This window comes from Actinosynnema pretiosum (genome assembly GCF_024171695.1).
GTDB lineage: Bacteria > Actinomycetota > Actinomycetes > Mycobacteriales > Pseudonocardiaceae > Actinosynnema > Actinosynnema pretiosum.
This window is the reverse complement of the sequence record NZ_JAMTCF010000006.1, coordinates 312,614-334,160: the sequence shown is the minus strand read 5'-3', so window position 1 is coordinate 334,160 and position 21,547 is coordinate 312,614. Positions and strand designations below refer to the sequence as shown.

Here is a 21,547-nt window from a genome sequence, read left to right as displayed (position 1 = left end):
GTGACCGGCTACTACGAGATCCGCCACACCGTCGGCTTCGAGGAGACCAACCTCGTCGGCAACGTCTACTACGTCAACTACCTGCGCTGGCAGGGGCGCTGCCGGGAGATGTTCCTGAAGGAGAAGGCGCCCGCCGTGCTCGCCGAGGTCCGCGACGACCTGAAGCTGTTCACGCTCAAGGTGGAGTGCGAGTTCTTCGCCGAGATCACCGCGTTCGACGAGCTGTCGGTCCGGATGCGCCTGGAGGAGCTGACCCGCACCCAGGTCCAGTTCAGCTTCGACTACGTCAAGGTCACCGACGGCGAGGAGTCGCTGGTGGCGCGGGGGCGGCAGCGGGTGGCCTGCATGAGGGGCCCGAACACCGACACCGTGCCCACGCCCGTCCCCGAGGAGCTGCGCCGGGCGCTGGAGCCCTACGCGCAGCCGTCCGCCCGAGCAGGCGTCGGGGTGGCGTCGTGACCGGGGCGGTGGTCGGCGCGACCGCGCTGCGCGAGGTGATGTCCCGCTTCGCCACCGGCGTCACGGTGGTCACGGTCGGCGGCGCGCACCCGCACGGCATGACCGCCAACGCGTTCACCTCGGTGTCGCTGGACCCGCCGCTGGTGCTGTGCTGCGTGGCCCGCAGCGCCACCATGCACGAGGCGCTGCCCGAGGCGGGCCGGTTCGCCGTCTCGATCATGGGCGCGGACCAGCGGGCCGTGGCCGAGCACTTCGCCGACAAGCGCAGGCCGACCGGCGAGCGCGAGTTCGCGGGCCTCGCCTGGGAGACCGGCCCGCTCAGCGGGGCCCCGCTGCTGACCGGCTCGCTGGCGTGGCTGGAGTGCGAGCTGGCGCACCGGCACGACGGCGGCGACCACACCATCTACGTCGGACGCGTGCTCGACTGCGGCGTGGGCGACGGCGACAGCGCCCTGCTGTTCTACGGCAGCACCTTCCACCACCTGTGACCCCCGGCCGCGGCGGCCGTTCGCCCGGCCGCCGCGGTCCCCGTCCCCAGGAGTCCCCGATGCTGGTCACGCTCACCGGCGGCACAGGTCTCGTCGGCGCCCACACCACCGCCGCGCTGGTGCGCGCGGGCCACCGGGTCCGCCTGCTCGTCCGCGACCCCACCACCGTGCCCACCGCCCTGTGCCCGCTCGGCGTCGACCTGTCCGCCGTGGACGCCGAGGTCGGCGACGCCACCGACGAGACCGCCGCGTCCAGGGCCGCGCGCGGCGCGGACGCCGTCCTGCACGCCGCCGCGGTCTACTCCTTCGACCGCCGCAGGCGCGCCGAGATGCTGCGCGTCAACACCAGGGCCACCGAGGTCGTCCTCGCGGCGGCCCGCCGCGCAGGCGCGGGGCGGATCGTGCACGTCTCCAGCACCGCCGCCCTGTTCGGCCCCGGCGTCCGCGTGGTCGACGACCGCACCCCGCCCGGAACCAGCCGGGAGCCCTACGCCGCGACCAAGTCCGCCTCCGAGGCGGTCGCCAGGGCGCACCAGCGCGCGGGCGCCCCCGTGGTGATCAGCAGACCGCCCGCCCTGCTCGGCCCGCACGACCCCAAGCTGGGCGACCAGACCCGCAGGCTGCGCGACACGGTGCGCGGCATCATGCCGGTGTGGCCGTCCGGCGCCCTCCAGATCGGCGACGTCCGCGACACCGCCGCACTGCACACCGCCCTCCTGGAGGGGACCGCGACCGGGGCCCACTTCGGCCCCGGCCACCTGATCACCACCCCCGAGTACGTGGCCGCCGCCCGCAGGGCCACCGGCCGCACCCTGCCCGCCGTCTTCCTGCCCGGCGCGCTGGTGGCCCCGGTGGGCAGGCTGGTGGACCTGCTGCAACCGGTCTGGCCCTGGCACATCCCCGCCGCCCACGGCGCGATCGCCACCGCCGCCGCGTCGGTCTCGGTCGCCCCGACGGCCAGCACCCTGGGCCTGCGCCCGCGCCCGTTCGCGGAGACCGTCGCCGACACCCTGGACTGGCTGGTCACCACCGGAGAGCTCCACCTCGACGCCGCCTGACCCGCCCCCACCCCACCAACCCCATCGCACCCGAGGAGTCCCCATGACCACGACCACCGCCGTCGTCCCCCGCTCCCACCTGCGCGACGGCGTCCTGTCCGGACTGGCGGGCGGCCTGGTGTTCGGCCTGCTCATGGCCGGGATGAGCACCCTGCCCATGGTCGGGATGCTGGTGGCCGCCGACAGCGCCCTGGTCGGCTTCGCCCTGCACATGGCCATCTCCGCCCTGGCGGGCGCCGGTTTCGGCGCGCTGGCGGCCCGCCTGCCGGACCAGGTGGTCCCGCTGTGCGCGGCGGGCGTCCTGCACGGCGCCCTGTGGTGGGCGGTCGGCGCCCTGCTGGTCATGCCCCTGTGGCTGTCCGCCACCGCCGACCCGGCCATGGCGGAGATGGTCCTGGTGGTGGGCGACGCCCAGTGGGTGAGCCTGTTCGGCCACGTCTTCTTCGGCCTGACGACCGCGGCGACCCTGCTGACCCTGCGCGGCCACGCCCGCTGACCCCGCCCCGGTTCCCACTCCCGGCTCCCACTCCCGGTTCCCACTTCCGGTTCCCACTTCCGGTTCCCACTTCCGGCTCCCGCTCCCGGTTCCGGTTCCGGTTGCCGCTCCCGCCCGGCGGTTCTCCCGGCGGTTCTCCCGGTGGCGCAAGCGGAATCGACTGTCCGGACCGGAAGTTCCCGCCTTCGGCGGCAAGACCCGACCGCCCGCCCCGACTACGGTGGTGACATGGCGCACATCGATCTGGCGGATGTGGACGAGAGCCTGTTCCCCGGAATCACCGGGCTGATGCGGTACCGGCCCGAGACGGCCAAACCGCTCGGCGAGCTGGCCGAGGTCCTGCTCCGCGCACCGAACTCGCTCTCCCCAGGTGAGCGGGAGCTGATCGCGGCCTACGTGTCGGGCCGCAACCGCTGCACGTTCTGCTGCGACTCGCACGCCGCGTTCGCCGCCGCCCAGCTGGACGAGGGCACGGCGCTCGTGGACCGGGTCCTGGCCGACCTGGAGCTCGCGCCGGTCCCGGAGAAGCTGCGCGCGCTGCTGCGGATCGCGGGCGCGGTGCAGGAGTCCGGTCGCGCGGTCACCCCCGACCTGGTGCGGCGGGCGCGCGAGCTGGGCGCGACGGAGGTGGAGATCCACGACACCGTGCTGATCGCCGCCGCGTTCTGCATGTTCAACCGGTACGTCGACGGCCTGGGCACGCTCGTCGCCGACGACCCGGCGCACTACGAGACGGCCGCGCGCCGGATCGTGGCCGAGGGCTACGTGGGCCTGGGCCAGGGAACCGACGGGGCGCGGGGCTAGCGATCACCGGTGTGACCGGTGTCCGAGGACACCGGTCACACCGCCTCGGCGACCACCGCGGACTTCGCGCCCGCCAACGCCTCCTGCCCCAGGAACCGCCACCCGGTGGCCCGCAACCACGCCTGGGCGTCGTCCACCCCGTACACGTCGCCGTCCTCGCTGTTGACCGCGAACTCGCCCGCCATCAACGCCGCCTGCGCGGGCTCGGCCCCGGTGGGCCCGGTCCAGTAGTCGACCAGCAGCAGCCGCGCGCCGGTCACCACCGCGCGCCGGGCGTTGGCCAGCACGCGCGCGTTGTCCTCGGGCGAGAACACGTGCGCCACGTTCGCCAGCAGGCAGCAGTCGTGCCCCTGCGGCATCGGGTCCACCCGCACGTCCCCCGCCACCACGTCGACCCGCCCGCCCAGCCCCGCGTCGGCGACCCGCCGCCGGGCCAGCTCGGCCACCGGCGGCCACTCGACCACCGTGGCGCGCAACCCGTCGTGCGCCCGGACCGCCGCGGCGGACCAGGACCCGGTCCCACCGCCGACGTCCAGCAGCGCCCGCCTGCCCGAGAAGTGCCCGGAGGCGGCGAGCGCGGCGGCGGGCCCGGCGTTGAGCGCCTCGACCCCGGAGGAGAACAGCGCCTGCTGCTCGGCGGACAACGAGGTGATCCGGTTGACCGGCCCCGACCGCAACGCCTCGCCGAGCCCACCCCAAGCCGGGTAGCTGACGAGATCGGTGAACCGCACGAACGCCCGCAGGTCCACACCGGACTCCCCGCTCAGGTGCCGGGCGACCGGGGCGTTCCGGTACCGGTCCCCGTCGCGCACCAGCACCCCGATGGCCACCAGCGCGTCCGCGCAGATCCGCCCGGCCCGCCGCGACACCCCGACCCGCTCCGCCAGCTCGCCCACCACCAGCCCACCGGGGAAGCCCGCCAACACCTCGAACACCCCGAGCTCGCACCCGACCATCAGGAACTTGGCCGCCCGGAACCCGTTCAACAGCCCGAGAAGCCCCGCGACCGATCCCGGAGGCCCAGCCCCCGCAGGCCCCTCGCTCACCGCCCCACCCGCAGGCTCGCCCGCTGTCCCACCCGCAGCCGCTCCACTCACAGCCGCCCCACCCTCACCCTCACCTGTCCGCACTGGCTCACGCCTCCCGCAGCAGCTCGGCGACCCGCTCACCCACCGCGATCACCGACAGGTTGATGTTCGCCCGCACCATGGTCGGCATCACCGACGCGTCCGCGACGTGCAACCCGTCCACCCCGCGCACCGCGCACCGCTCGTCCACCACGGCCATCGGATCACCGTCCGGCCCCATCCGGGCCGTGCCCGTGGGGTTGTAGGCCGGGTCCACGGTCGCCGTCACGTAGTCCCGCACCGCCTCGTCCGAGGCCACGGTCGCGTCGTCGAGCAGCACCACCCGCTCGGCCAGGTCCCGGATCTCCGGCGTCTGAGCCAACTCCCACCCGACCCGCAGCCCGTCGGCGAGCAACCGGTGGTCGTGCTCGGACGACAGGAAGTCCAGGTCGATCTCGGGGGCGCGCCGGGGATCGACCGACCCCAACCGCACCCGCCCCCGCGACTTCGGCTCGCGCGCCACGACCAGCACGGTGAACACCCGCCCGGCCCCGGCGGCGGCCCGCAGGTGCGGGAACTGCGTCGCGAGGTCGAAGTGGTTGACCATCGCGTAGTACATGTCGTTGGCCCGCCCGGTGCTCCGAGCCCCGGCCCGCACCACGATCTGCCCCACGGCGGCCCCGAAGTTCTCCGCACCGGGCTTGGGCACCATGAACACCCCGGTCCGCGCCTGCTCGCTCAGCCCGGCGCCGACACCGGGCAGGTCCACCCGCACGTCGATCCCCAGCGCCCGCAGGTCCTCGGCGGGCCCGATGCCCGAGCGCAGCAGGATCGCGGGCGTCCCCACCGACCCGGCCGACAGCACCACCCGCCGAGCCCGGACCTCCCGGACCGACGACTCCCCGTCAACCAGCTCGATCCCGACGACCCGCTGGTCCGACACCAGCACCCGGTTCACCACCGCACCGGCCAGCACGGTCAGGTTCTCCCGAGCCCGGACCTCGGGCGTGAGGTACCCGGTGGCCGTGGACACCCGCAACCGCTCACCCAGCCGGTTCGACGGCGCGGGCCCCACCCCGGTCGACTCGGGGTCGTTGTGGTCGGCGACGTCCGGCATCCCGGCGGCGAGGCACCCCCGGTGGAACGCGCTCTGCGCGGGCGTCAACTCCTCGGGCCGCCAGCGCCGGATGGGCACCGGCCCGCCCTTGCCGTGGAACGGCCCGGCGAAGTCCTGGTCGTCCTCGATCGCCAGGAAGTGCGGCAGCAGGTCGTCCCACCCCCACCCCCGGTTCCCGAGCGCGGCCCACCCGTCGAAGTCCTCGGGCATCCCCCGGATGGCGATGGTGTTCCCCACCGAGGAGGACCCGCCGACCACCTTCCCCTGGAAGTACCGGGTGGGCCGATCGGCCAGCATCCCGGCGGTGAACCGCCAGTCGTGGTGGACCAACGACATCTGGTTCCCGTCCGCGAGATCCGCAGGAAGCTCACCGGGGTAGTCCGGCCCCGCCTCGACCAGCAGAACCCGCCTACCCCGGTCCTCGCTGAGCCGAGCAGCAACCGGAACCCCGGCACTCCCGGCGCCGATCACGATGTCGTCGTAGTCGTCCAGCACCCCCACGGGGCACCTCCGTCTCCAGATCGACCGATCCACCGACCGTCCCCGCCCATTCGGGCAGGCGAGAGCCTATGACCGCACGAACACCGAACACTTCTCCCAGATTGCTCACCACCCCAAACCGCAACCACGCGGAAGCGCACCCGCCCAAACCCTGCTAAACCACCCCAGACCACCCACCCGCCACAACCCCGACACCGCTACCTCCCCATCCGCCACTCCCGCCGTGCCGCCACCTCCGCCGTCCCCGCCCCGCCCCACCTCGGCGCGCAGCGCGCGGACCTGGCAGAGTCCACCCCACAAGCAACCCGCCCGGTCACCCGGTGGACCGGCGCGGTGAGGAGCGGCGCACCGGGGGCAGGTGAGGCGACGGTGTCCTTCGACGTCCACGCGTTCCGCGCGCACTTCCCGTCCCTGACCTCCGGGATCGCCCACTTCGACGGCCCCGGCGGCACCCAGACCCCGCGCCCCGTCGCCGAGGCCATCGCCGCCACCATGACCGCCCCGCTGTCGCTGCGCGGGGCCGAGCTGCCCTCCGAGCGCAACGCCGAGCGGGTCGTCGCCGGGTTCCGCTCCGCCTACGCCGACTTCCTCGCCGTCCCCGAGCGCGGCGTCGTGCACGGCCGCAGCGCCACCCAGCTCACCTACGACTTCTCCCGCCACCTGTCCCGCTCCTGGGACCCCGGCGACGAGGTCGTAGTCACCAGGCTCGACCACGACGCGAACGTCCGCCCGTGGGTGCAGGCCGCCGAGCGCGCGGGCGCGGTGGTCCGCTGGCTGGAGCTCGACCCGGAGACCGCCCTGCTCCGCATGGACGATCTGGACGAGACCATCACCGCCCGCACCAGGCTGGTGGCGGTCACCGCGGCCTCGAACCTGCTGGGCACCCGCCCCCCGGTGCGCGCCATCGCCGACCGCGCGCACGAGGTCGGCGCGCTGGTGCACGTCGACGCCGTCCACCACGCAGCCCACGGCTTGGTGGACGCCACCGCGCTGGGCGCGGACTTCGTGGTCTGCTCGCCCTACAAGTTCTTCGGCCCGCACTGCGGCGTCCTCGGCGCGGACCCGGCCCTGCTGGAGACCCTGCGCCCGGACAAGCTGGTGCCGTCCACGGACGTCGTGCCCGAGCGCTTCGAGTTCGGCACCCTGCCCTTCGAGGCGCTGGCGGGCGCGACGGCCGCCGTGGACTTCCTGGCCGCGATCGCCCCCTCGTCCACCCGCCGCGCGAGCCTGGAAGCCGCCTACCGGGCCGTGGCCGAGCACGAGCACGCCCTGCTCACCCGCCTCACCGACGGCTTGGCGGCGCTGGGCGACCGCGTGGTCAACCGCTCCCGCGCCACCGACCGCACCCCGACCACCCTCCTGGAACTGCCCGGCCACGACGCCCGAGCCGCCTACCGCTTCCTGGCCGCGCGCGACGTCCTGGCCCCGGCGGGCGCGTTCTACGCCCACGAGGCGGGACTGGCGCTGGGCCTGCCGGAGAGCGGCGGCCTGCGGATCGGCATCGCGCCTTACACCACCGAGGAGGAGATCGACCGCCTCCTCGACGGTCTGGCCGCCTTCACCACCCCCTGATCCCCGCTACTTCTCGGACGCCTCCGCCTCGCACCCGGACATGAGCTCCAGCCCGCGCGTGATCTGCTCCGAGTCGTTCTCCGCACCTCCCAGCGCGACGGTGTAGCCGCCGCTCTCCTCGGGCACGACCTCCACCTTCACCACCCCCTTGCCGCGCAGGCAGTCCGCGACCCGGACCAGGAAGCCGTGCGACTCCGGGTTGGCCGGGTCCTTCTCCCACGGCGGCAGCGGAACGGTGTGCGCGCACGCCGCCTCCGCCGCCGCGATCCGCTCGTCGCTCTCCGGCTCGACGGACAGGTCGCCCATCGCCCGCTTGTCCGGAATCCCCTGCTCGCCCATGCACTTCCAGTAGGGCCGCAGCAACGCCTCCAGGTCCTCCGCCGTCATGTCCAACCGCTCCCGAGGCCGCTCCCGCTCCACCGACGTGACCGGAGCCTGCCCACTCCCGGACGACAACGACGCCACCTCGGGCGCGGATTCCGGGGCCGAACACCCGACCAGCGCCACCACCGCCAGCCCACCCACCAGAACCGAACGCACCACACCCCACCGCCCCGTCACTTCTTCGACGCCTCCGTCTCGCACGACCCCATGTGCTCCAACCCCGCCGAGATCGAGGCCGAGTCGTTGTGCTCGCCCCCGAGCGAGATGACCGGCCCACCCCAGGTCTCGTCCACCGCCACCTCCACGTACTTGATCCCCTTGCCGCGCAAGCAGTCCACGACCCGAACCGCGAAGTCGTGCGCCTCGGGATTGGCCGGGTCCTTCTCCCACGGCGGCAACGGCTGCCGATCCAGGCAGGCCGCCTGCGCCGCCTCGTCCGCCCTGACCTCCTCGGGCGTGGCAGCCCGCATCTCATCGCCACTCCCCGAACCCCCGGACCCGCCCACCGGAACCCCGCTGCGCTCCGCCACGCACTCCTGGTGCGGTCGCCACAACGCGTCCAAGTCCTCGGCCGACATGTCCAACCGCTCCCGAGGCCGCTCCTCCTCCCCGGCCGCACCCCCCTGAACCGGCGCCCGCTCCACCCCCGACGACAACGACGCCACCTCCGGCACAACTTCCGAAGCCGAACACCCGACGAGCGCGAACACCGCCACACCCACCACCAGCACTGCCTTCATCACCGAACTCCCCAAAGCAGAAGGAAAAACCGCCACACCACCCACGAGCCCACACTCACCCCGCCCACCCCCGCACGGGCCATCACCACCACCCCCACGGCCCCATCTAGCCCGCGCCCCTCCACCCGCCCGGACCACTCCGCCCGCACCGTCTCGTCCGGACCGCTCCGTCCGCTCCACTCCGGTCCACCCCGCCCCTTCCCACCTGCCCAGGGCACTCGCCACCCTCACCCGGCCACGCGCGCCTACCGCACCGCCCGCGCCCTGTCACGGCGTCGCACCCGCCCACGCGCACTCACCGCACTGCTCCCACTGCCCGCGCGCGCCTACCGCTCGCGCGCCTACCTCGTGCCGGTCCACCCGCTGGCGCGTGCCCACCGCGTGCAGCCCTGCCCGGCCGCGCGTACCCACCGCGTGCCGCTCTACTTGTTCGTGCGCACCTACCGTGTGCCGCTCCACTTGCTAGCGCGTACCTACCGCGTGCCGCTCCACTTGCTAGCGCGTACCTACCGCGTGCCGCTCCACCTGCTCGCGCGTGCCCGCCGCGTGCCGCCCCGCCCGGCCCAGCCCCGGCCCCGGCACCGCGCGCCTAACGCGTGCGGCTCCACCTGCTAGCGCGCACCTGCCCGTACCGTCCCGTCCGTCCGCACGCACCCACCGTGCAGTCCCGCCCGCTCGCTCACCGCGTCGTCCCGCCCACGCGCCCACGCGCCCGCGCTCCGCCGCCCCTGCTCTCCCCTCACCGCGCCGCCTCCTACCGCCCCGCCTCCTACCGCCCCGCCTCCCTACTGCGCCGCCAAAGCCTGCGTAGGCGTCAACCGGCTCGCGCGGATCGACGGGTACAACCCCGCCACCGCGCCCACCACCACCGCTGCGACCACCCCACCGCCCACCGCCGCCACGGGGATCACCACCGGCCACGAGCGCAGCCCCGCGTACCCGACCACCGCGACCACCCCGAGCCCCGTCCCCGCGAGCCCGCCCAGCGCCGACAGCAGCACCGCCTCGATCAGGAACTGCCCCCGGATCTGCCCGCGCGTCGCCCCGAGCGCCCGGCGCAGCCCGATCTCCCGCCGCCGCTCCAGCACCGAGATGACCATCGTGTTGGCCACCCCGACCCCGCCGACCAGCAGCGCCACCCCGGCCAACCCCAGCAGCAGCGCCGAGAACGAGCTCTCGGTCGCCCGCTTCGCCGCCAGCGCGTCGGACGGCCTGCTCACCTGCACCTTGCCCGGAGCCTCCGGGTGCAGGGTCGCCGCCAGCGCCGTCCGCACCGCCTCGACGGACTCCTCGCGCGCCTTGACGTAGACCACCGTCGGGCGCCCGTCGAACCCCAGCTCGGCCTTCGCCGCGTCCCACCCGACGAGCACCGACCGCTCCACGTCCGGCGCGAGCGGCATCGGGGCCAGCACCCCCGCCACGGTGAACCGGGTCTGTCCGATGTGGACCGTCGGTCGCTCGCCGGTCTCCGGAACCCGGTCGATCCCGAGCCTGCCCGCCGCCACGTGTCCCAGCACCACGAACGGAAAAGCCTGGCTCGACCCGGTGATGTACTCCCCACTCGCCACCTTCCCGTTCACAGTCTCCAGGAGTCCGAGGCTGGTTGCGAGCACCGTGAGGTCAGAACTTGCAGAATCACCCATAAGGTCAGAACGACGCACGCGGGTGTGCGTGTTGGCCACCGCCGCCGACGCCGTCACCGGCCCGATCCGCCCGGCCATCCCCGCCGACGCCTCCGGCAGCGGAACGGGTTCCTGCCCGCCGGGAGCCATCTGCGCCCGCAACGTGTTGGTGCCCAGCGCGGTCAGCTCGTCCATCAGCGCCCGCTGGCCGGACGCCGGGATGCCGGTCACCACCACGACCGTCGCGATCCCCAGCGAGATCCCCAGCGCCGACAGCACCGCCCGCAGCTTCCGGGTCCGCAACCCGATCATGCCCAGCGACAGCAGGTCCGCCAGCGCCAACCGGGGCGGTGACGGCGGCCCCGAGGACCGCGCGACCGGCTCGAACCGCTCGGTCGCCTCCTCCGACGACAACGACGACGCGCTCACCGCCCCACCCCCGAGTCCGCCACGACGCGCCCGTCCCGCAGCTCCACCCTGCGCGGCAGCGCCGCCGCGATGTCCCGGTCGTGGGTGATCACCGCGATGGTCGTGCCCTGCCGGTTCAGCTCGAACAGCAGCTCCAGCACCGAGCGCCCGGTCGCCGTGTCCAGCGCGCCGGTCGGCTCGTCGGCCAGCACCAGCGCCGGCCTGTTCACCACGGCCCGCGCGATCGCGACCCGCTGCCGCTCGCCGCCGGACAGCTCGTGCGGCCTGTGCCCGCCCCGGTGGCCGAGCCCGACCCGCTCCAGCGCGGCCTCCGCGAGCCGCGCCCGCGCCCCGCGCCGCACCCCGGTGTAGCGCAAGCCCTCCGCGACGTTCTCCACCGCCGTCAGCCCGTCGGACAGGTGGAACTGCTGGAACACGAACCCGATCCGGCTGCCGCGCAGCGCCGACAGCGCCCGGTCGGACAGCTCGCGCACGTCGTGCCCGTCCACCTCGGCCGTGCCCTCGCTGGGCAGGTCCAGGGTGCCGACGACGTTCAGCAGCGTGGACTTGCCCGACCCGGACGGCCCGACGATCGCCAGCAGCTCGCCCCGCTCCACCCGCAGCGACACCGAGTCCAGCGCGATCACCCCGCCCGCGAACCGCTTGCCGACCCCGCGCAGCTCCAGCACCACCTCCGCGCCCGGCCGCGCCGCCCTCGCCCCAGCCCGGACCGGCCTGATCCGCGCGGTCGCGTCCGCCGCGCTCACCGGGCCACCACCACGACCATGCCCTCGACCACGTCCGGCCCGCTGACCTCGACCCGGCTCTCCGAGTGCATCCCGGTCTCCACGGCCTTCAGCTCGCCACCGGGCGACTGCACCGCGTACCCGCCCTCGCGCAGCGCCACCAGCGCCTCCAGCGGCACGGACAGCACGCCCTCCCGCCGCTCCGTGGTGATCTTCACCTGCACCGGCGCCGAGTCCAGGTCGGCCACGTCCTCGGCCCGGTCCGGCATCGCCACCACCTCGATCTGCGGTCCGGAGCCCTGCCCCTGCTCACCGGTCACCGCCGTGCCCACCGAACCGATCGTGCCCGGAACGTCCCGCCCGTCCGGCCTGGTCAGCAGCACCTTCGCGCCCTGCGACACCGCACCGGCCTCGGCGGGGGAGACCTGGAGCACGACGACCTTGCCGGTGGGCGTGACCTGGAACAGCTCCTCCTCGGCCGAGGCCCCCGGCTGCGCGGTCACCGACGACACCCGCACCGGCCCCGCCAGCACCAGCACCTGACCGGGCTCGATCTTCCCGGTGTCCGGCAGCCCGATCTTGCGCTGCCACTTCTTCAGCGCCTCGACCACGCGCGGGGTGAACTCGGCCTTGCTGTCGTCGTCCGGCCGGATGCCGACGGTGTGGCCCAGCGCGGCCAGGTTGTCCATCACCACGGCCACGTCCGAGCCCTTCACGCCGGGCTCCTCCAGCTTGCGGAACAGCGGCGTCGCCCCGAAGAACACCGGCACCGGCCGGTCGTCCACCCGGTGCAGCGCCTTCCCGCGCTCCGCGGTCGCGCCCGCCTGCGGCAGCGCGGTCACCGTCCCGGTCCCACCGCCCTTGACCGGCTTGGGCGCGCCGAAGCCCAACGTCCCCCGGAGCGAGCGGGTGTTGCTGAGGTCGGTCCGCTCCACGGTGGCGGTCTCGACGTCGGGCCGGTCCGCCGACGGGTCGGCCTTCGGCGCGTCGGGGCGCAGCAGCAGCACCGCCGCGCCCGTCACAACGGCCAGCGAGACCACCGCGGCGACGGCGGCCCGGCTACGGGATTTCGACATGCGCCGCAGCTTGGCGGGCACTTGTGAGGGTCCTGTGATGACCGGGTGAGCGCGGTGCGAGCGTGCCTATCATCGCCGCGTGAGCACCCTCATCCTCATCGCCGAGGACGACGAGAGCCAGGCCGAGCTGCTGCGCCGGTACCTGGAGCGCGACCACCACGAGGTCGCCGTCGTCCACGACGGACGGGCCGCCATCGACACCGCGCGGGAGCGCCTGCCCGCGCTGGTCGTGCTGGACCTGATGCTGCCCAAGGTGGACGGTCTGGACGTGTGCCGGGTGCTGCGCGCCGAGTCCGACGTGCTGGTGCTCATGCTCACCGCCCGGTCCACCGAGGACGACCTGCTCCTCGGCCTCGACCTTGGGGCCGACGACTACATGACCAAGCCCTTCAGCCCGCGCGAGCTGGTCGCCAGGGTGCGCACCCTGCTGCGCCGCAGGGTCGAGCCGCCCGCCCCCGACCCGCTGCTGCGCGCGGGCCCCCTCGCGGTCGACCCGGTGCGCCACGAGGTGACCGCGCACGGCGCGCGCGTGGACTGCACGCCGGGGGAGTTCCGGCTGCTGGAGACCCTGGCGTCCGAGGTGGACCGGGTGTTCACCCGCGAGCAGCTGCTGCGCCGGATGCACGGCTTCGACCGGTACATCACCGGCCGCACCATCGACGCGCACGTGAAGAACCTGCGCCGCAAGATCGAGCCGGACCCGCGCAGGCCCGTGCACCTGGTGACCGTCTACGGTATCGGCTACAAGCTGACCTCGGGGGCGTCCGGTGCGCCGTAGCGTGTTCTTCCGGTTCCTGGGCGTCACGGTGCTGGTCGCGCTGTGCTCGATCGCCACGACCGCGTGGCTGGCCGCGCAGCTCACCCGCGCCTCCATCGAGCGCGAGCAGGGCCAGGAGCTGTCGGTCGACGCCCGCATCTACACCACCCTGCTCACGCACGCGGTCGACCACCGGGACTGGACCTCGGTCGGCCCGGTCGTGGCCGAGCTGGTGCGCCAGCACCCGACGAGGCGGGTCACCCTGCTGTCCAAGGACGGCGTGGTCCTGGCCGACGTCGGCGGCCACGGCCCGCTGCCCACCACCGCCTCGGCCGTGGTCGACCCGCTGTCGGTGGACCCGGTCCTGGTCCCCGACGCCCCCGCAGACCGCGTCGACCCGCGCCTCGGCGAGCCGTACCGGATGCTGGCGTCCCTGGTCCCCGAGGACTCGGGACGGGTGTCGGAGCCGGTCGCCGAGCAGGAGCTGGACGTCCGCGCAGCCCCTGCTGACTCCTACCAGCTGGTCCAGTCGTTCCTCAAGTGCGACCACGTCCAGCGCACCGACAACGACCCCGGCGACTTCCAGCGGGACTGCGCGGAACTGCTGGAGGGCGAGCTCCTGGCCGCCGCGCGAGCCCTGCTGGCCCTGCAGGAGCGGACCAACGCCTGCCTGACCGACCGGGGCCGCGAAGCGGTGCAGCTGGACCTGGACCTCACCCCCCACCGGGGGGACCGCTGGTCCGACGACCAGCGCACGGCGGCCGAGGCGTGCGTGTCCGACGCCCGCCACGCCCACCTGTCCGAACGCGTCCCGCCCCCCGCGCTGCTCTACGTCACGGTGCCGACCGGAGCCCCGGTCGCCTCGTTCGACCTCTCCCCGGACAACTGGTGGCGCGTGGCCGCAGCCGCCGGGGGCATCGCGCTCGCCGCGGTGGTCGTCACGGCGCTGGCGTGCGCCAGGATCATCCGCCCGCTGCGCGACCTGACCACCGCCGCGCACCGCATGTCGCTGGGCGGCGACACCGAGCCGCTGGTGGTGCGGGGCCGCGACGAGATCGCCAGGCTCACCGAGGCGTTCAACACCATGGCGCGGGCCAGAGCGAGGCTGGAGGGCCTGCGCAAGGCCGCCGTGAGCGACACCGCGCACGAGCTGCGCACCCCGCTCAGCAACATCCGGGGCTGGCTGGAAGCCGCAGAGGACGGCGTGACCGAACGCGACCCGGAGCTGATCGCCCTGCTCCTCAAGGAAGCCCTCGCCCTCCAGCACATCGTCGACGACCTGCAAGACCTGGCCGTGGCGGACGCGGGCGGCCTGCGCCTGGCCGTGGCCCCCCAACCCCTGACCACCGTCCTGGACAACCTGCGCGCCGCCCACGAGACAACCGCGGACCGCGCGGCCATCACCCTGACCACCTCCGCCCCGGACGACCTGACGGCCGAAGCCGACCCCGTGCGCCTGCGCCAGGTCTTGGACAACCTGCTGGCCAACGCCATCCGCCACGTCCCACCGGGAGGCCGCATCGACGTGACCGCCCACCGCGACGGCGAGGAGGCGGTCATCGAGGTGGCCGACACCGGCACCGGCATCGCCCCCGAAGACCTCCCCCACGTGTTCGACCGCTTCTGGCGAGCCGAGAAGTCCCGCAGCAGGCGCACCGGCGGCAGCGGCCTAGGCCTGGCCATCGTGCGCAAGCTGGTGGAGGCGCACGGCGGAACGGTGTCGGCGACCAGCGACCCCGGCAGGGGCTCGGTCTTCACCGTCCGCCTGCCCGCACCGCCCGACCCCGACTGAGCCGCGCCGCCCTCCCACCTTCACCGCCCTCAACCACACCCCTCCCCGCCCTCACCCTCCTCAACCGCGTCGCCCATAACCGCATTGCCCCGCCCGCAACCGCCCTGCCCCGCCCGCATCCACACTGCCGCCGTCCACATCCGCGCCCGCGTTCGCGCCCGATCCGCTCACGTCGCCTTCGGTTCCCCCGCGCGTTCGGAAGTCGAGGCTGAAGCGCCCCGGCGCACCAAGTCGGGGAGCAGGGTGGCCAGGCCGACGAGGGCCATCACCGCCCCGATCCACAGCGGAGCCCGCAACCCCAACCCGGCGTCGATCCCCAGCCCTCCCACCCACGACCCGATCACCACGCCGAAGGTGATGCACGAGGTGTGCACGGTGTTGACCAGCGACCGCCCGTTCGCCACGCCCATGACCCTGGCCACCAGCGCCGGGTTCATCGTCACGCCGACCAGCCCCACCCCGAGCAGCACCGCCACCACGACCGGCTTGTTCTCGGTGAGCAGCGCGAACACCGACAGGAGGACCGTCAACGACACCAGCCCGAAAGCGATGGTCGGGATCGCGTGCCGGTCGGCGAGCCTGCCGACGGCGGTGTTGCCGACGATCGTCGCGATCCCGTAGGCCACCAGCAGCCCGGTCACCTGGCCGCCGCTGAACCCGGTCACCTCGGACAGGATCGGCGTGAAATAGCTGAACGCCGCGTAGGTGGCGCCGATGACCAGCGTCGACGTCGAGTACACCGCCCACAGCGCCCAGTTCTTGAACACCGCGAACTCACCGCGCACCGACGTGGCCCCGTCACCCTCCAGCTTCGGCACGGCGCCCGCCGTGATCACGCCGACCACCAGCGCCAACACGGCCACGCCCCAGAAGCTCGCCCGCCACCCGAACTCCGGCCCGACCCAGCTCGCCACGGGCAGCCCGAGCACGGTGCCAGCCATGAGCCCGCTCAGCACCACCGACACCGCCCGCCCCGTCATCTCGGGCCGGGAGATCTCGACGGCGATGGCGATTGCCACGCCGAAGAAGGCCCCTGACACCGCCCCGGTGATCAGCCGCGCCACCAGCACGAGCCAGTAGTCCGCAGCCAGCGCCGCCAGCGCCTCACCCGCGACGAACACCCCGAACAGCACCATCAACGCCGTCCGCTTGGGCAGCTTGAGCAGCGCCGCGGTGAGGATCGGGCCACCCACCGCCATCGCCAGCGCGTACAACGAGATCAGGTACCCGATGTCGGGCACCGAAACCTCCAGACCGCGCGCCATCTCGGGCATCATCCCGGCGACCTGGAGTTCACTGGTGACGAGGGCGAAGACCCCCAGTCCCAGCACGTGCACGGCCAGTGGCATGGACTTCCTGCTCCCTCGACGACTTGCTGCTGAACGCTTCCCACCCGCCCTGACCGGTGCTCCTGCCTCACCACCCAGCCCGTCCCGATCGCACAGCCCCGCTCACGCACACCTCTGCCCTCGGTCTCCCCCTCCTGCGCTCGACCATTTTTTGACCGACTGGTCATAATAAATCGGCAGGGCGGCTCGACTGTCAAGCCGCTGCCCGAAGGGCACGGGTACGGTGGGACGGCACGCGGGAGGAGGCAGCGGTGCCACGAGGAAGACCCAGGGGCTTCGACGCGGATGCCGCCGTCGACGCCGCACTGGACCTGTTCTGGCGGCGCGGCTACGAAGGCACTTCCCTGGCCGACCTCACCGAGGCGATGGGCATCCGCAAAGGCAGCCTCTACCAGGCCTTCGGCAGCAAGGAAGCCCTGTTCGACCAGGTCCTGCTCCGCTACGCCGAGACCGTCGCCAGTTACATCACCGAAGCCTTGGCCCTGCCCACCGCACGCGAGGTCGTAGCTACGGTCTGGCGGGGTTCCGTGGAAGCCACGACGGGCGACGACTCCCCGCACGGCTGCCTCATCGTGCACGGCGCGCTCAGCTGCTCCGCCGAGTCGGAATCCGTCCGCACCCGCCTGTCCGAGATCCGAGCCGCAGACCGCGCACGACTCCGCGACCGCCTGACCAAGGCCTCCGCAGCGGAACTACCGGCAACTGCAACCCCCGAAAGCCTCGCCGCCTACGTAGCCACCGTCCAGCACGGCATAGCCGTCCAGGCCCGCAGCGGAGCGGACCGCGACACCCTGCTCACCGCCGTCGACCTCGCCTTGGCCGTCTTCCCGCGCGGCTGAACCACCGCAGACCCGCAGTGCTGGCCGGTCCGGCAATCACCAGCTCCAGCAATAGCGGGCATCACGCATCCCGCAGTCGAAAGCGGGTTCTCCGGCCACAGCGGCACTACTGTGCTCCCTCAACCCCTCTCGAAGAAGCGAGTGCCCGTGACCGCACCCGAGGTGACCGTCCGCCCCGCTACCGCCGACGACCTGAAGGCGGTCACGGCGATCTACGCCCACTACGTGCACCACAGCACGGTCACCTTCGACCTCGTCCCACCCACCGCGGACGACTGGCAGCGCAAGCACGGTGAAGTCGCCGAACGAGGACTACCGTTCCTGATCGCGGGCTGCGGGGACGAGGTTGTCGGCTTCGCCTACCTGGCACCGTGGCGAGCCAAACCCGCCTACCGCCACACCGCCGAGGACACGATCTACCTGGCCCCCGCCGCCACCGGTCGAGGCGTGGGAGCGGCGCTGCTGGGGGAGTTGCTCGCGCTGGCGGACAACGCGGGCATCAAGCAGGTGATCGCGGTGATCACCGAAGACGGCAAAGCCTCACTGGCACTCCACCACCGCTTCGGCTTCACCGTGGCAGGCCGCCTGGAGGCCGTTGCCCACAAGCACGGCCGCTGGATCGGCACCACCCTGATGCAACGCCCTCTCCCCACCTGACCGCAGCAACCCGCGCCGCCGCACGCCTGACACCCACCCGGCCTCCGTCGCTCACCCCGCTGTCCAGCGAAGTGGATGGCGGTCGCGCGGAACTGCTTGAGCCGGTCGAAGCAGCGTCCCACGACGTTGTGGCGTGTGTGGGCGGTGCGGTCGAAGACGGGCGGACGAAACCTCAGTTCCGACCGCCACGCAATCGATCGGCCTGCGGGTCGCGGTGTTCGGGAACGGTCACCGGGATGCGGTGTCGACGGGGGTGGGAGCGGATCACGCTGCTGGAGCAGCCCTTATCCGCGATCACCCGGCTCGCCGTGCCCGCCGCACGACCCGAGCGCCCCGTGCGGGCGACGTTCGCGCTCGTGCGGCGGGCGCCAGCGGCTCCACGGCCTGCCCTTGCTCATCGGTCAACTCGTGCCCACGTGCCACAACCCAAACCAAAGCAGCCCAGCACCACCCGCTTTGAGGACACGCCCTAGGGCACCAGGATCGCTCGGCCCCGCACCCTCCCCGCCGACAGGTCGTCGATCGCGTCCTGGAACCGGTCCAGCGGGTACTTCGTGGTGTGCAACCGCACGGCGCCCCGTGCTGCCAGGACCATCAGCTCGCACAGGTCCGTGTAGGACCCGACCAGGTTGCCGATGAAGTTGATCTCGGCCGAGATGATGTCGATGGTCGGGACGTTGATGTTCTCCCCGTACCCCACCACGTGGTAGTCGCCCGCTCGGCGCAGCACGGCGACCCCGTCCCTGGTCGCACCGCCCTCGCCGACGAAGTCCACCACCACCTCAGCGCCCTTTCCGCCGGTCAGGTCCAGCACCTGCTCGACGTGCGTGCCGTCGGCCACCACGCCCCGGTCTGCGCCGATCTCCACCGCCAGGTCGACCGCCGCCGCGTTCCGGTCCACGACGATGATCTCGGCCGCGGTCATCGCCTTGAGCACCTGCACGCCGATGTGCCCCAACCCGCCCGCGCCGATCACCACGCACCGGTCGCCCGGTCGCAACCTGCGCGCGGCCTTCGCCGCCGCGTGGTACGCGGTCAGACCCGCGTCGGCGAGCGCCGCCACGTCGGACGGCTCCAGCGAGTCGTCGATCTTCACCACGCTCCGCGCGGTCGTCTTCAGCAGGTCGGCGTACCCACCGTCGGTGTCGATGCCGGGGAACGCCGACCGCTCGCAGTGCACGTCGTCCCCGGACCGGCACGCCCGGCACAACCCGCACGTCATCAGCGGGTGCAGGATGACCTTGTCGCCCACCTCGACGCTGCCGACCAAGTCACCCACCGCCACGACCGTGCCCGCGTTCTCGTGGCCGATCGTGTAAGGCAGCGCCACCCCGGACTTCTGCTCCCACTGGCCCTCCAGCACGTGGAGGTCCGTCCGGCACACCCCGGCGCCGCCGATCGCGACGACCACGTCCAGCGGCCCGGACACCACCGGGTCCGGCACCTCCTCCATCCGGAGGTCCCGGTGGTAACCGACCACGCGCACCGCTCTCATGACACCCTCGCTTCCGTCGCCGTGTCACCCGTCGCACGCCCTGCCGTGCCACTTGCCGTGCAATCCGTCGTACGCCCCACCGCGTGACTCGCTGTGCGAACTGCGGCGCCAACCGCGCTGCCGCTCGCAGTGCCGACCACGCCGTTGTCTGCGGCGCCGTCCCAGTTCCCGTCTGCGGTCCCGCTCGCCCGGTTGCCGCTCTCGCCTCCGTGCCCGCCTCCGCTGCCGCTGAGGTCGAACAGCCGGTGACCACCCGGTGCATCCGGGTCACCGCCCGCTTGGCGCGGGCCCTGGTCCCCGGCCGAGTCCGGGTACCTGGTGCGCAGCAACCCCCGGCAGAAGTGGGCGTTGCCGTCCACCGAGATCCGCACCGCCCGCGCGAAGCGCAACCGCGCGGGCACCTGGTCACGCGGCACCGGCGCACCCTCCTCGTCGACCAGCGCCTGCCGGTCCGGCGCGCAGTCCAGCCCCAGCGCCGCCCTGCGCCGCAACAGCGCGCGCGTGCCCTCGGTGTCCGGCAGCTCGCCCAGCGTGACCCGGTGCAGGTCCGCCACCTCCAGGTCCACCCGCTCCCGCAGCAGCGAGGTCAGCGCCCGCTCCAGCGCTGCGGTGTGCGCCTTGCGGCGGAACACCTCGCGCAGCTCCTCCAGGTCCTTCTCGGCCTCGTGCCCGAACGTGCCCCGGTAGCCCGCGTCCAGCGCCAGCCCCCGGTTGATCACCTCCGAGTCGTGGTGGTCGTCCAGCACCACGACGACCCCCACCACCCCCGGCAGCGCGGTCAGCGCGTCCTTGGCGTCGGACGCCATCAGGTAGGCGAAGTTCGGCGAGCAGAACGACGTGGGCAACCTCAGGTGCGCCGTCAGCACCCCCTCGGGCTCCTCCACCAGCGACCGCACGAACCCCAGATCGGTGATCGGCTCGTCCAGCTCCGGGTCGTTCACCCCGTCCAGCGCCGCACGGGCCGCGACCAGCAGCCCGCCCGTCCCGGCGGCCACCTCAGGCCGCCGCGCGCTGGTCGTGCAGCCGGAGCGCGGCGGGCACCTCGACGTCGTACATCGCCGCCGCGTTCAGCCCCAGGATCTTCTTCTTCTGCGCGAGGGTGAGCGGCGCGTACTCGGTCATGTCCTCGGGGATCTGGAAGTCCACGAACGCCTCGACCAACCACCGGGGCGTCCACAGCGCGTAGTCGCTCGAGAACTGGATGCGGTCCTCGTCGAGCCAGTACAGCAGCTCGCCGATGATCTGGGCGAAGTAGCGGGGCCTGGTGTGGATGAACGGCATCGCCACCGCCAACCCCGCGTGCACGTTCGGCTCCTGCGTGGCTATCCAGCAGAAGTCCTCCAGCCTGGGCAGGCCGCAGTGCTCCACTATGAAGTTGAGACCGGTGAAGTCGGTGGCCGCGTGGTCGACGTCGGCCACGTCGAACGCGTCCCGGTCCAGCGGCCGGATCGTCGGCCCCTTGTGGACGTGGATGTTGCGAATGCCCAGCTCCTGGCAGACCTCCAGGTACCGGTACGTCCACGGGTCGTCGAGCTTGTAGCCCCGAGAGGAGCCCTGCCACTCCGCGGTGTAGAGCTTCACGCCCTTGAGGTCGAACCTCTCCGCGTCGCGGCGCAGTCGATCGATCCCGGCCTGCTCGAAGCGCGGGTCGAAGAAGTGGTTGTAGGTGAGCTTGTCGGGGTGCGCTTGGGTCAGCGCGAAAGCCTCCTCGGTCTGCCCGAAACCGTTCCGGTAGAACGCCCCCAAGTAGGCGGGCTGGAACACCGCGTGGTCGACGTGGCCCTGCTCGAACAGGTCGCGCATCAGGCGCTCCCCGCCGTAGTACAGGTACTCGTCGTAGGTCCACAGCTCCGACTCGGGGCTGAGGTTGCGGTGGTAGTCGTAGAAGCAGTCGATGAACTGCTTGCCGTGCACGTTGAGCTGGTTCTCCGGTCGTGCGTCCCAGAGCGCGACGTGCGCGTCGACGATGAAGTAGTCCTCGCCGTCCTTGGAGTACATCGGCGTTCCTCCGGTCCCGTGGCGCCTGCGGCACGTTCTCGCCACCGACGCTAGGCAGCGGGCCGGGGAACTCGGGAGGACCGACCTGTCTCAGTTTGAGACAGCGCGACCGGGGCCGGGTT

General features: G+C 73.0%; 21 protein-coding genes. 10 read left to right on the top strand and 11 right to left on the bottom strand.

Features of this window, described 5'->3' with window-relative positions:
* The 5 genes from LV78_RS14700 to LV78_RS14680 all read left to right on the top strand — a co-directional run bounded on the left by LV78_RS14700 (position 1) and on the right by LV78_RS14680 (position 3,305).
* A complete protein-coding gene (locus LV78_RS14700; protein ID WP_253845829.1) occupies positions 1 to 459 on the top strand; it encodes an acyl-CoA thioesterase in 459 nt (152 codons plus the stop codon).
* Entirely contained in the window at positions 456 to 947 is a 492-nt protein-coding gene (locus LV78_RS14695; protein ID WP_253845828.1) for a flavin reductase family protein, read from the top strand. Before LV78_RS14700 ends, LV78_RS14695 begins: the two co-directional genes overlap by 4 nt.
* A 59-nt stretch (positions 948 to 1,006) precedes the next feature.
* Positions 1,007 to 2,005 (top strand): NAD-dependent epimerase/dehydratase family protein, encoded by a 999-nt coding sequence (locus LV78_RS14690; RefSeq protein ID WP_253845827.1) that lies wholly within the window; start codon positions 1,007 to 1,009, stop codon positions 2,003 to 2,005.
* A 43-nt stretch (positions 2,006 to 2,048) separates the two neighbouring features.
* Entirely contained in the window at positions 2,049 to 2,501 is a 453-nt protein-coding gene (locus LV78_RS14685) for a hypothetical protein (protein WP_253845826.1), read from the top strand.
* Between the two features lie 228 nt (positions 2,502 to 2,729).
* A complete protein-coding gene (locus LV78_RS14680) occupies positions 2,730 to 3,305 on the top strand; it encodes a carboxymuconolactone decarboxylase family protein (RefSeq protein WP_253845825.1) in 576 nt (191 codons plus the stop codon).
* Positions 3,306 to 3,340: 35 nt separating this feature from the next.
* On the opposite strand, the gene LV78_RS14675 is transcribed toward LV78_RS14680, so the two are convergent.
* Together LV78_RS14675 and LV78_RS14670 are read right to left on the bottom strand one after the other, a co-directional pair.
* Positions 3,341 to 4,291, bottom strand: coding sequence for a methyltransferase (locus LV78_RS14675; protein WP_253845824.1), 951 nt, complete (start codon positions 4,289 to 4,291; stop codon positions 3,341 to 3,343).
* A gap of 148 nt (positions 4,292 to 4,439) precedes the next feature.
* The gene (locus LV78_RS14670; protein ID WP_253845823.1) at positions 4,440 to 5,990 is read right to left on the bottom strand and encodes a GMC family oxidoreductase; all 1,551 of its coding nucleotides are present in this window, start codon (positions 5,988 to 5,990) and stop codon (positions 4,440 to 4,442) included.
* A gap of 369 nt (positions 5,991 to 6,359) precedes the next feature.
* Here LV78_RS14670 and LV78_RS14665 point away from each other — a divergent pair, with 369 nt between their 5' ends.
* Positions 6,360 to 7,562 (top strand): cysteine desulfurase-like protein, encoded by a 1,203-nt coding sequence (locus tag LV78_RS14665; RefSeq protein ID WP_253845822.1) that lies wholly within the window; start codon positions 6,360 to 6,362, stop codon positions 7,560 to 7,562.
* A 6-nt stretch (positions 7,563 to 7,568) separates the two neighbouring features.
* Here the strand turns inward: LV78_RS14665 and LV78_RS14660 are convergent, their stop codons facing one another.
* The 5 genes from LV78_RS14660 to LV78_RS14640 form a co-directional block, all read right to left on the bottom strand.
* Positions 7,569 to 8,102, bottom strand: a complete 534-nt coding sequence (locus LV78_RS14660; RefSeq protein WP_253845821.1) for a hypothetical protein — start codon at positions 8,100 to 8,102, stop codon at positions 7,569 to 7,571.
* Between the two features lie 17 nt (positions 8,103 to 8,119).
* Complete coding sequence (locus LV78_RS14655) at positions 8,120 to 8,686, bottom strand: hypothetical protein (protein WP_253845820.1); 567 nt, start codon at positions 8,684 to 8,686, stop codon at positions 8,120 to 8,122.
* Between the two features lie 785 nt (positions 8,687 to 9,471).
* Positions 9,472 to 10,620 carry an ABC transporter permease gene (locus tag LV78_RS14650; RefSeq protein WP_301306604.1) on the bottom strand — a complete coding sequence of 383 codons (1,149 nt, stop codon included), beginning with the start codon at positions 10,618 to 10,620 and terminating at the stop codon, positions 9,472 to 9,474.
* 113 nt (positions 10,621 to 10,733) lie between these two features.
* On the bottom strand, positions 10,734 to 11,408 hold the full coding sequence (locus tag LV78_RS14645; RefSeq protein ID WP_372494904.1) for an ABC transporter ATP-binding protein: 675 nt from the start codon (positions 11,406 to 11,408) through the stop codon (positions 10,734 to 10,736).
* A gap of 71 nt (positions 11,409 to 11,479) precedes the next feature.
* Entirely contained in the window at positions 11,480 to 12,538 is a 1,059-nt protein-coding gene (locus tag LV78_RS14640; RefSeq protein WP_253845818.1) for a peptidoglycan-binding protein, read from the bottom strand.
* Positions 12,539 to 12,617: 79 nt separating this feature from the next.
* Between LV78_RS14640 and LV78_RS14635 the strand changes: the two genes are divergently transcribed.
* Both LV78_RS14635 and LV78_RS14630 read left to right on the top strand, forming a co-directional pair.
* Positions 12,618 to 13,316 (top strand): response regulator transcription factor, encoded by a 699-nt coding sequence (locus LV78_RS14635; RefSeq protein WP_253845817.1) that lies wholly within the window; start codon positions 12,618 to 12,620, stop codon positions 13,314 to 13,316.
* The gene (locus LV78_RS14630) at positions 13,306 to 15,087 is read left to right on the top strand and encodes a sensor histidine kinase (RefSeq protein ID WP_253845816.1); all 1,782 of its coding nucleotides are present in this window, start codon (positions 13,306 to 13,308) and stop codon (positions 15,085 to 15,087) included. The genes LV78_RS14635 and LV78_RS14630 overlap by 11 nt, the downstream gene beginning before the upstream one ends.
* 167 nt (positions 15,088 to 15,254) lie before the next feature.
* Here LV78_RS14630 and LV78_RS14625 read toward each other — a convergent pair whose 3' ends face one another.
* A complete protein-coding gene (locus tag LV78_RS14625) occupies positions 15,255 to 16,436 on the bottom strand; it encodes an MFS transporter (protein ID WP_253845815.1) in 1,182 nt (393 codons plus the stop codon).
* A gap of 251 nt (positions 16,437 to 16,687) precedes the next feature.
* On the opposite strand from LV78_RS14625, the gene LV78_RS14620 reads away from it, so the two are divergent.
* Together LV78_RS14620 and LV78_RS14615 are read left to right on the top strand one after the other, a co-directional pair.
* Positions 16,688 to 17,275, top strand: coding sequence for a TetR/AcrR family transcriptional regulator (locus tag LV78_RS14620; protein ID WP_253845814.1), 588 nt, complete (start codon positions 16,688 to 16,690; stop codon positions 17,273 to 17,275).
* 147 nt (positions 17,276 to 17,422) lie between these two features.
* Positions 17,423 to 17,932 (top strand): GNAT family N-acetyltransferase, encoded by a 510-nt coding sequence (locus tag LV78_RS14615; RefSeq protein ID WP_253845813.1) that lies wholly within the window; start codon positions 17,423 to 17,425, stop codon positions 17,930 to 17,932.
* Positions 17,933 to 18,401: 469 nt separating this feature from the next.
* On the opposite strand, the gene LV78_RS14610 is transcribed toward LV78_RS14615, so the two are convergent.
* The 3 genes from LV78_RS14610 to LV78_RS14600 are packed head-to-tail and all read right to left on the bottom strand — an operon-like array spanning position 18,402 to position 21,425.
* Positions 18,402 to 19,427, bottom strand: coding sequence for an NAD(P)-dependent alcohol dehydrogenase (locus tag LV78_RS14610; protein WP_253845812.1), 1,026 nt, complete (start codon positions 19,425 to 19,427; stop codon positions 18,402 to 18,404).
* Positions 19,424 to 20,422, bottom strand: coding sequence for an iron-sulfur cluster assembly protein (locus LV78_RS14605; protein WP_308208717.1), 999 nt, complete (start codon positions 20,420 to 20,422; stop codon positions 19,424 to 19,426). The genes LV78_RS14610 and LV78_RS14605 overlap by 4 nt, the downstream gene beginning before the upstream one ends.
* 1 nt (position 20,423) lies before the next feature.
* Positions 20,424 to 21,425 carry an amidohydrolase family protein gene (locus tag LV78_RS14600; RefSeq protein ID WP_253845811.1) on the bottom strand — a complete coding sequence of 334 codons (1,002 nt, stop codon included), beginning with the start codon at positions 21,423 to 21,425 and terminating at the stop codon, positions 20,424 to 20,426.
* Positions 21,426 to 21,547 lie beyond the last annotated feature (122 nt).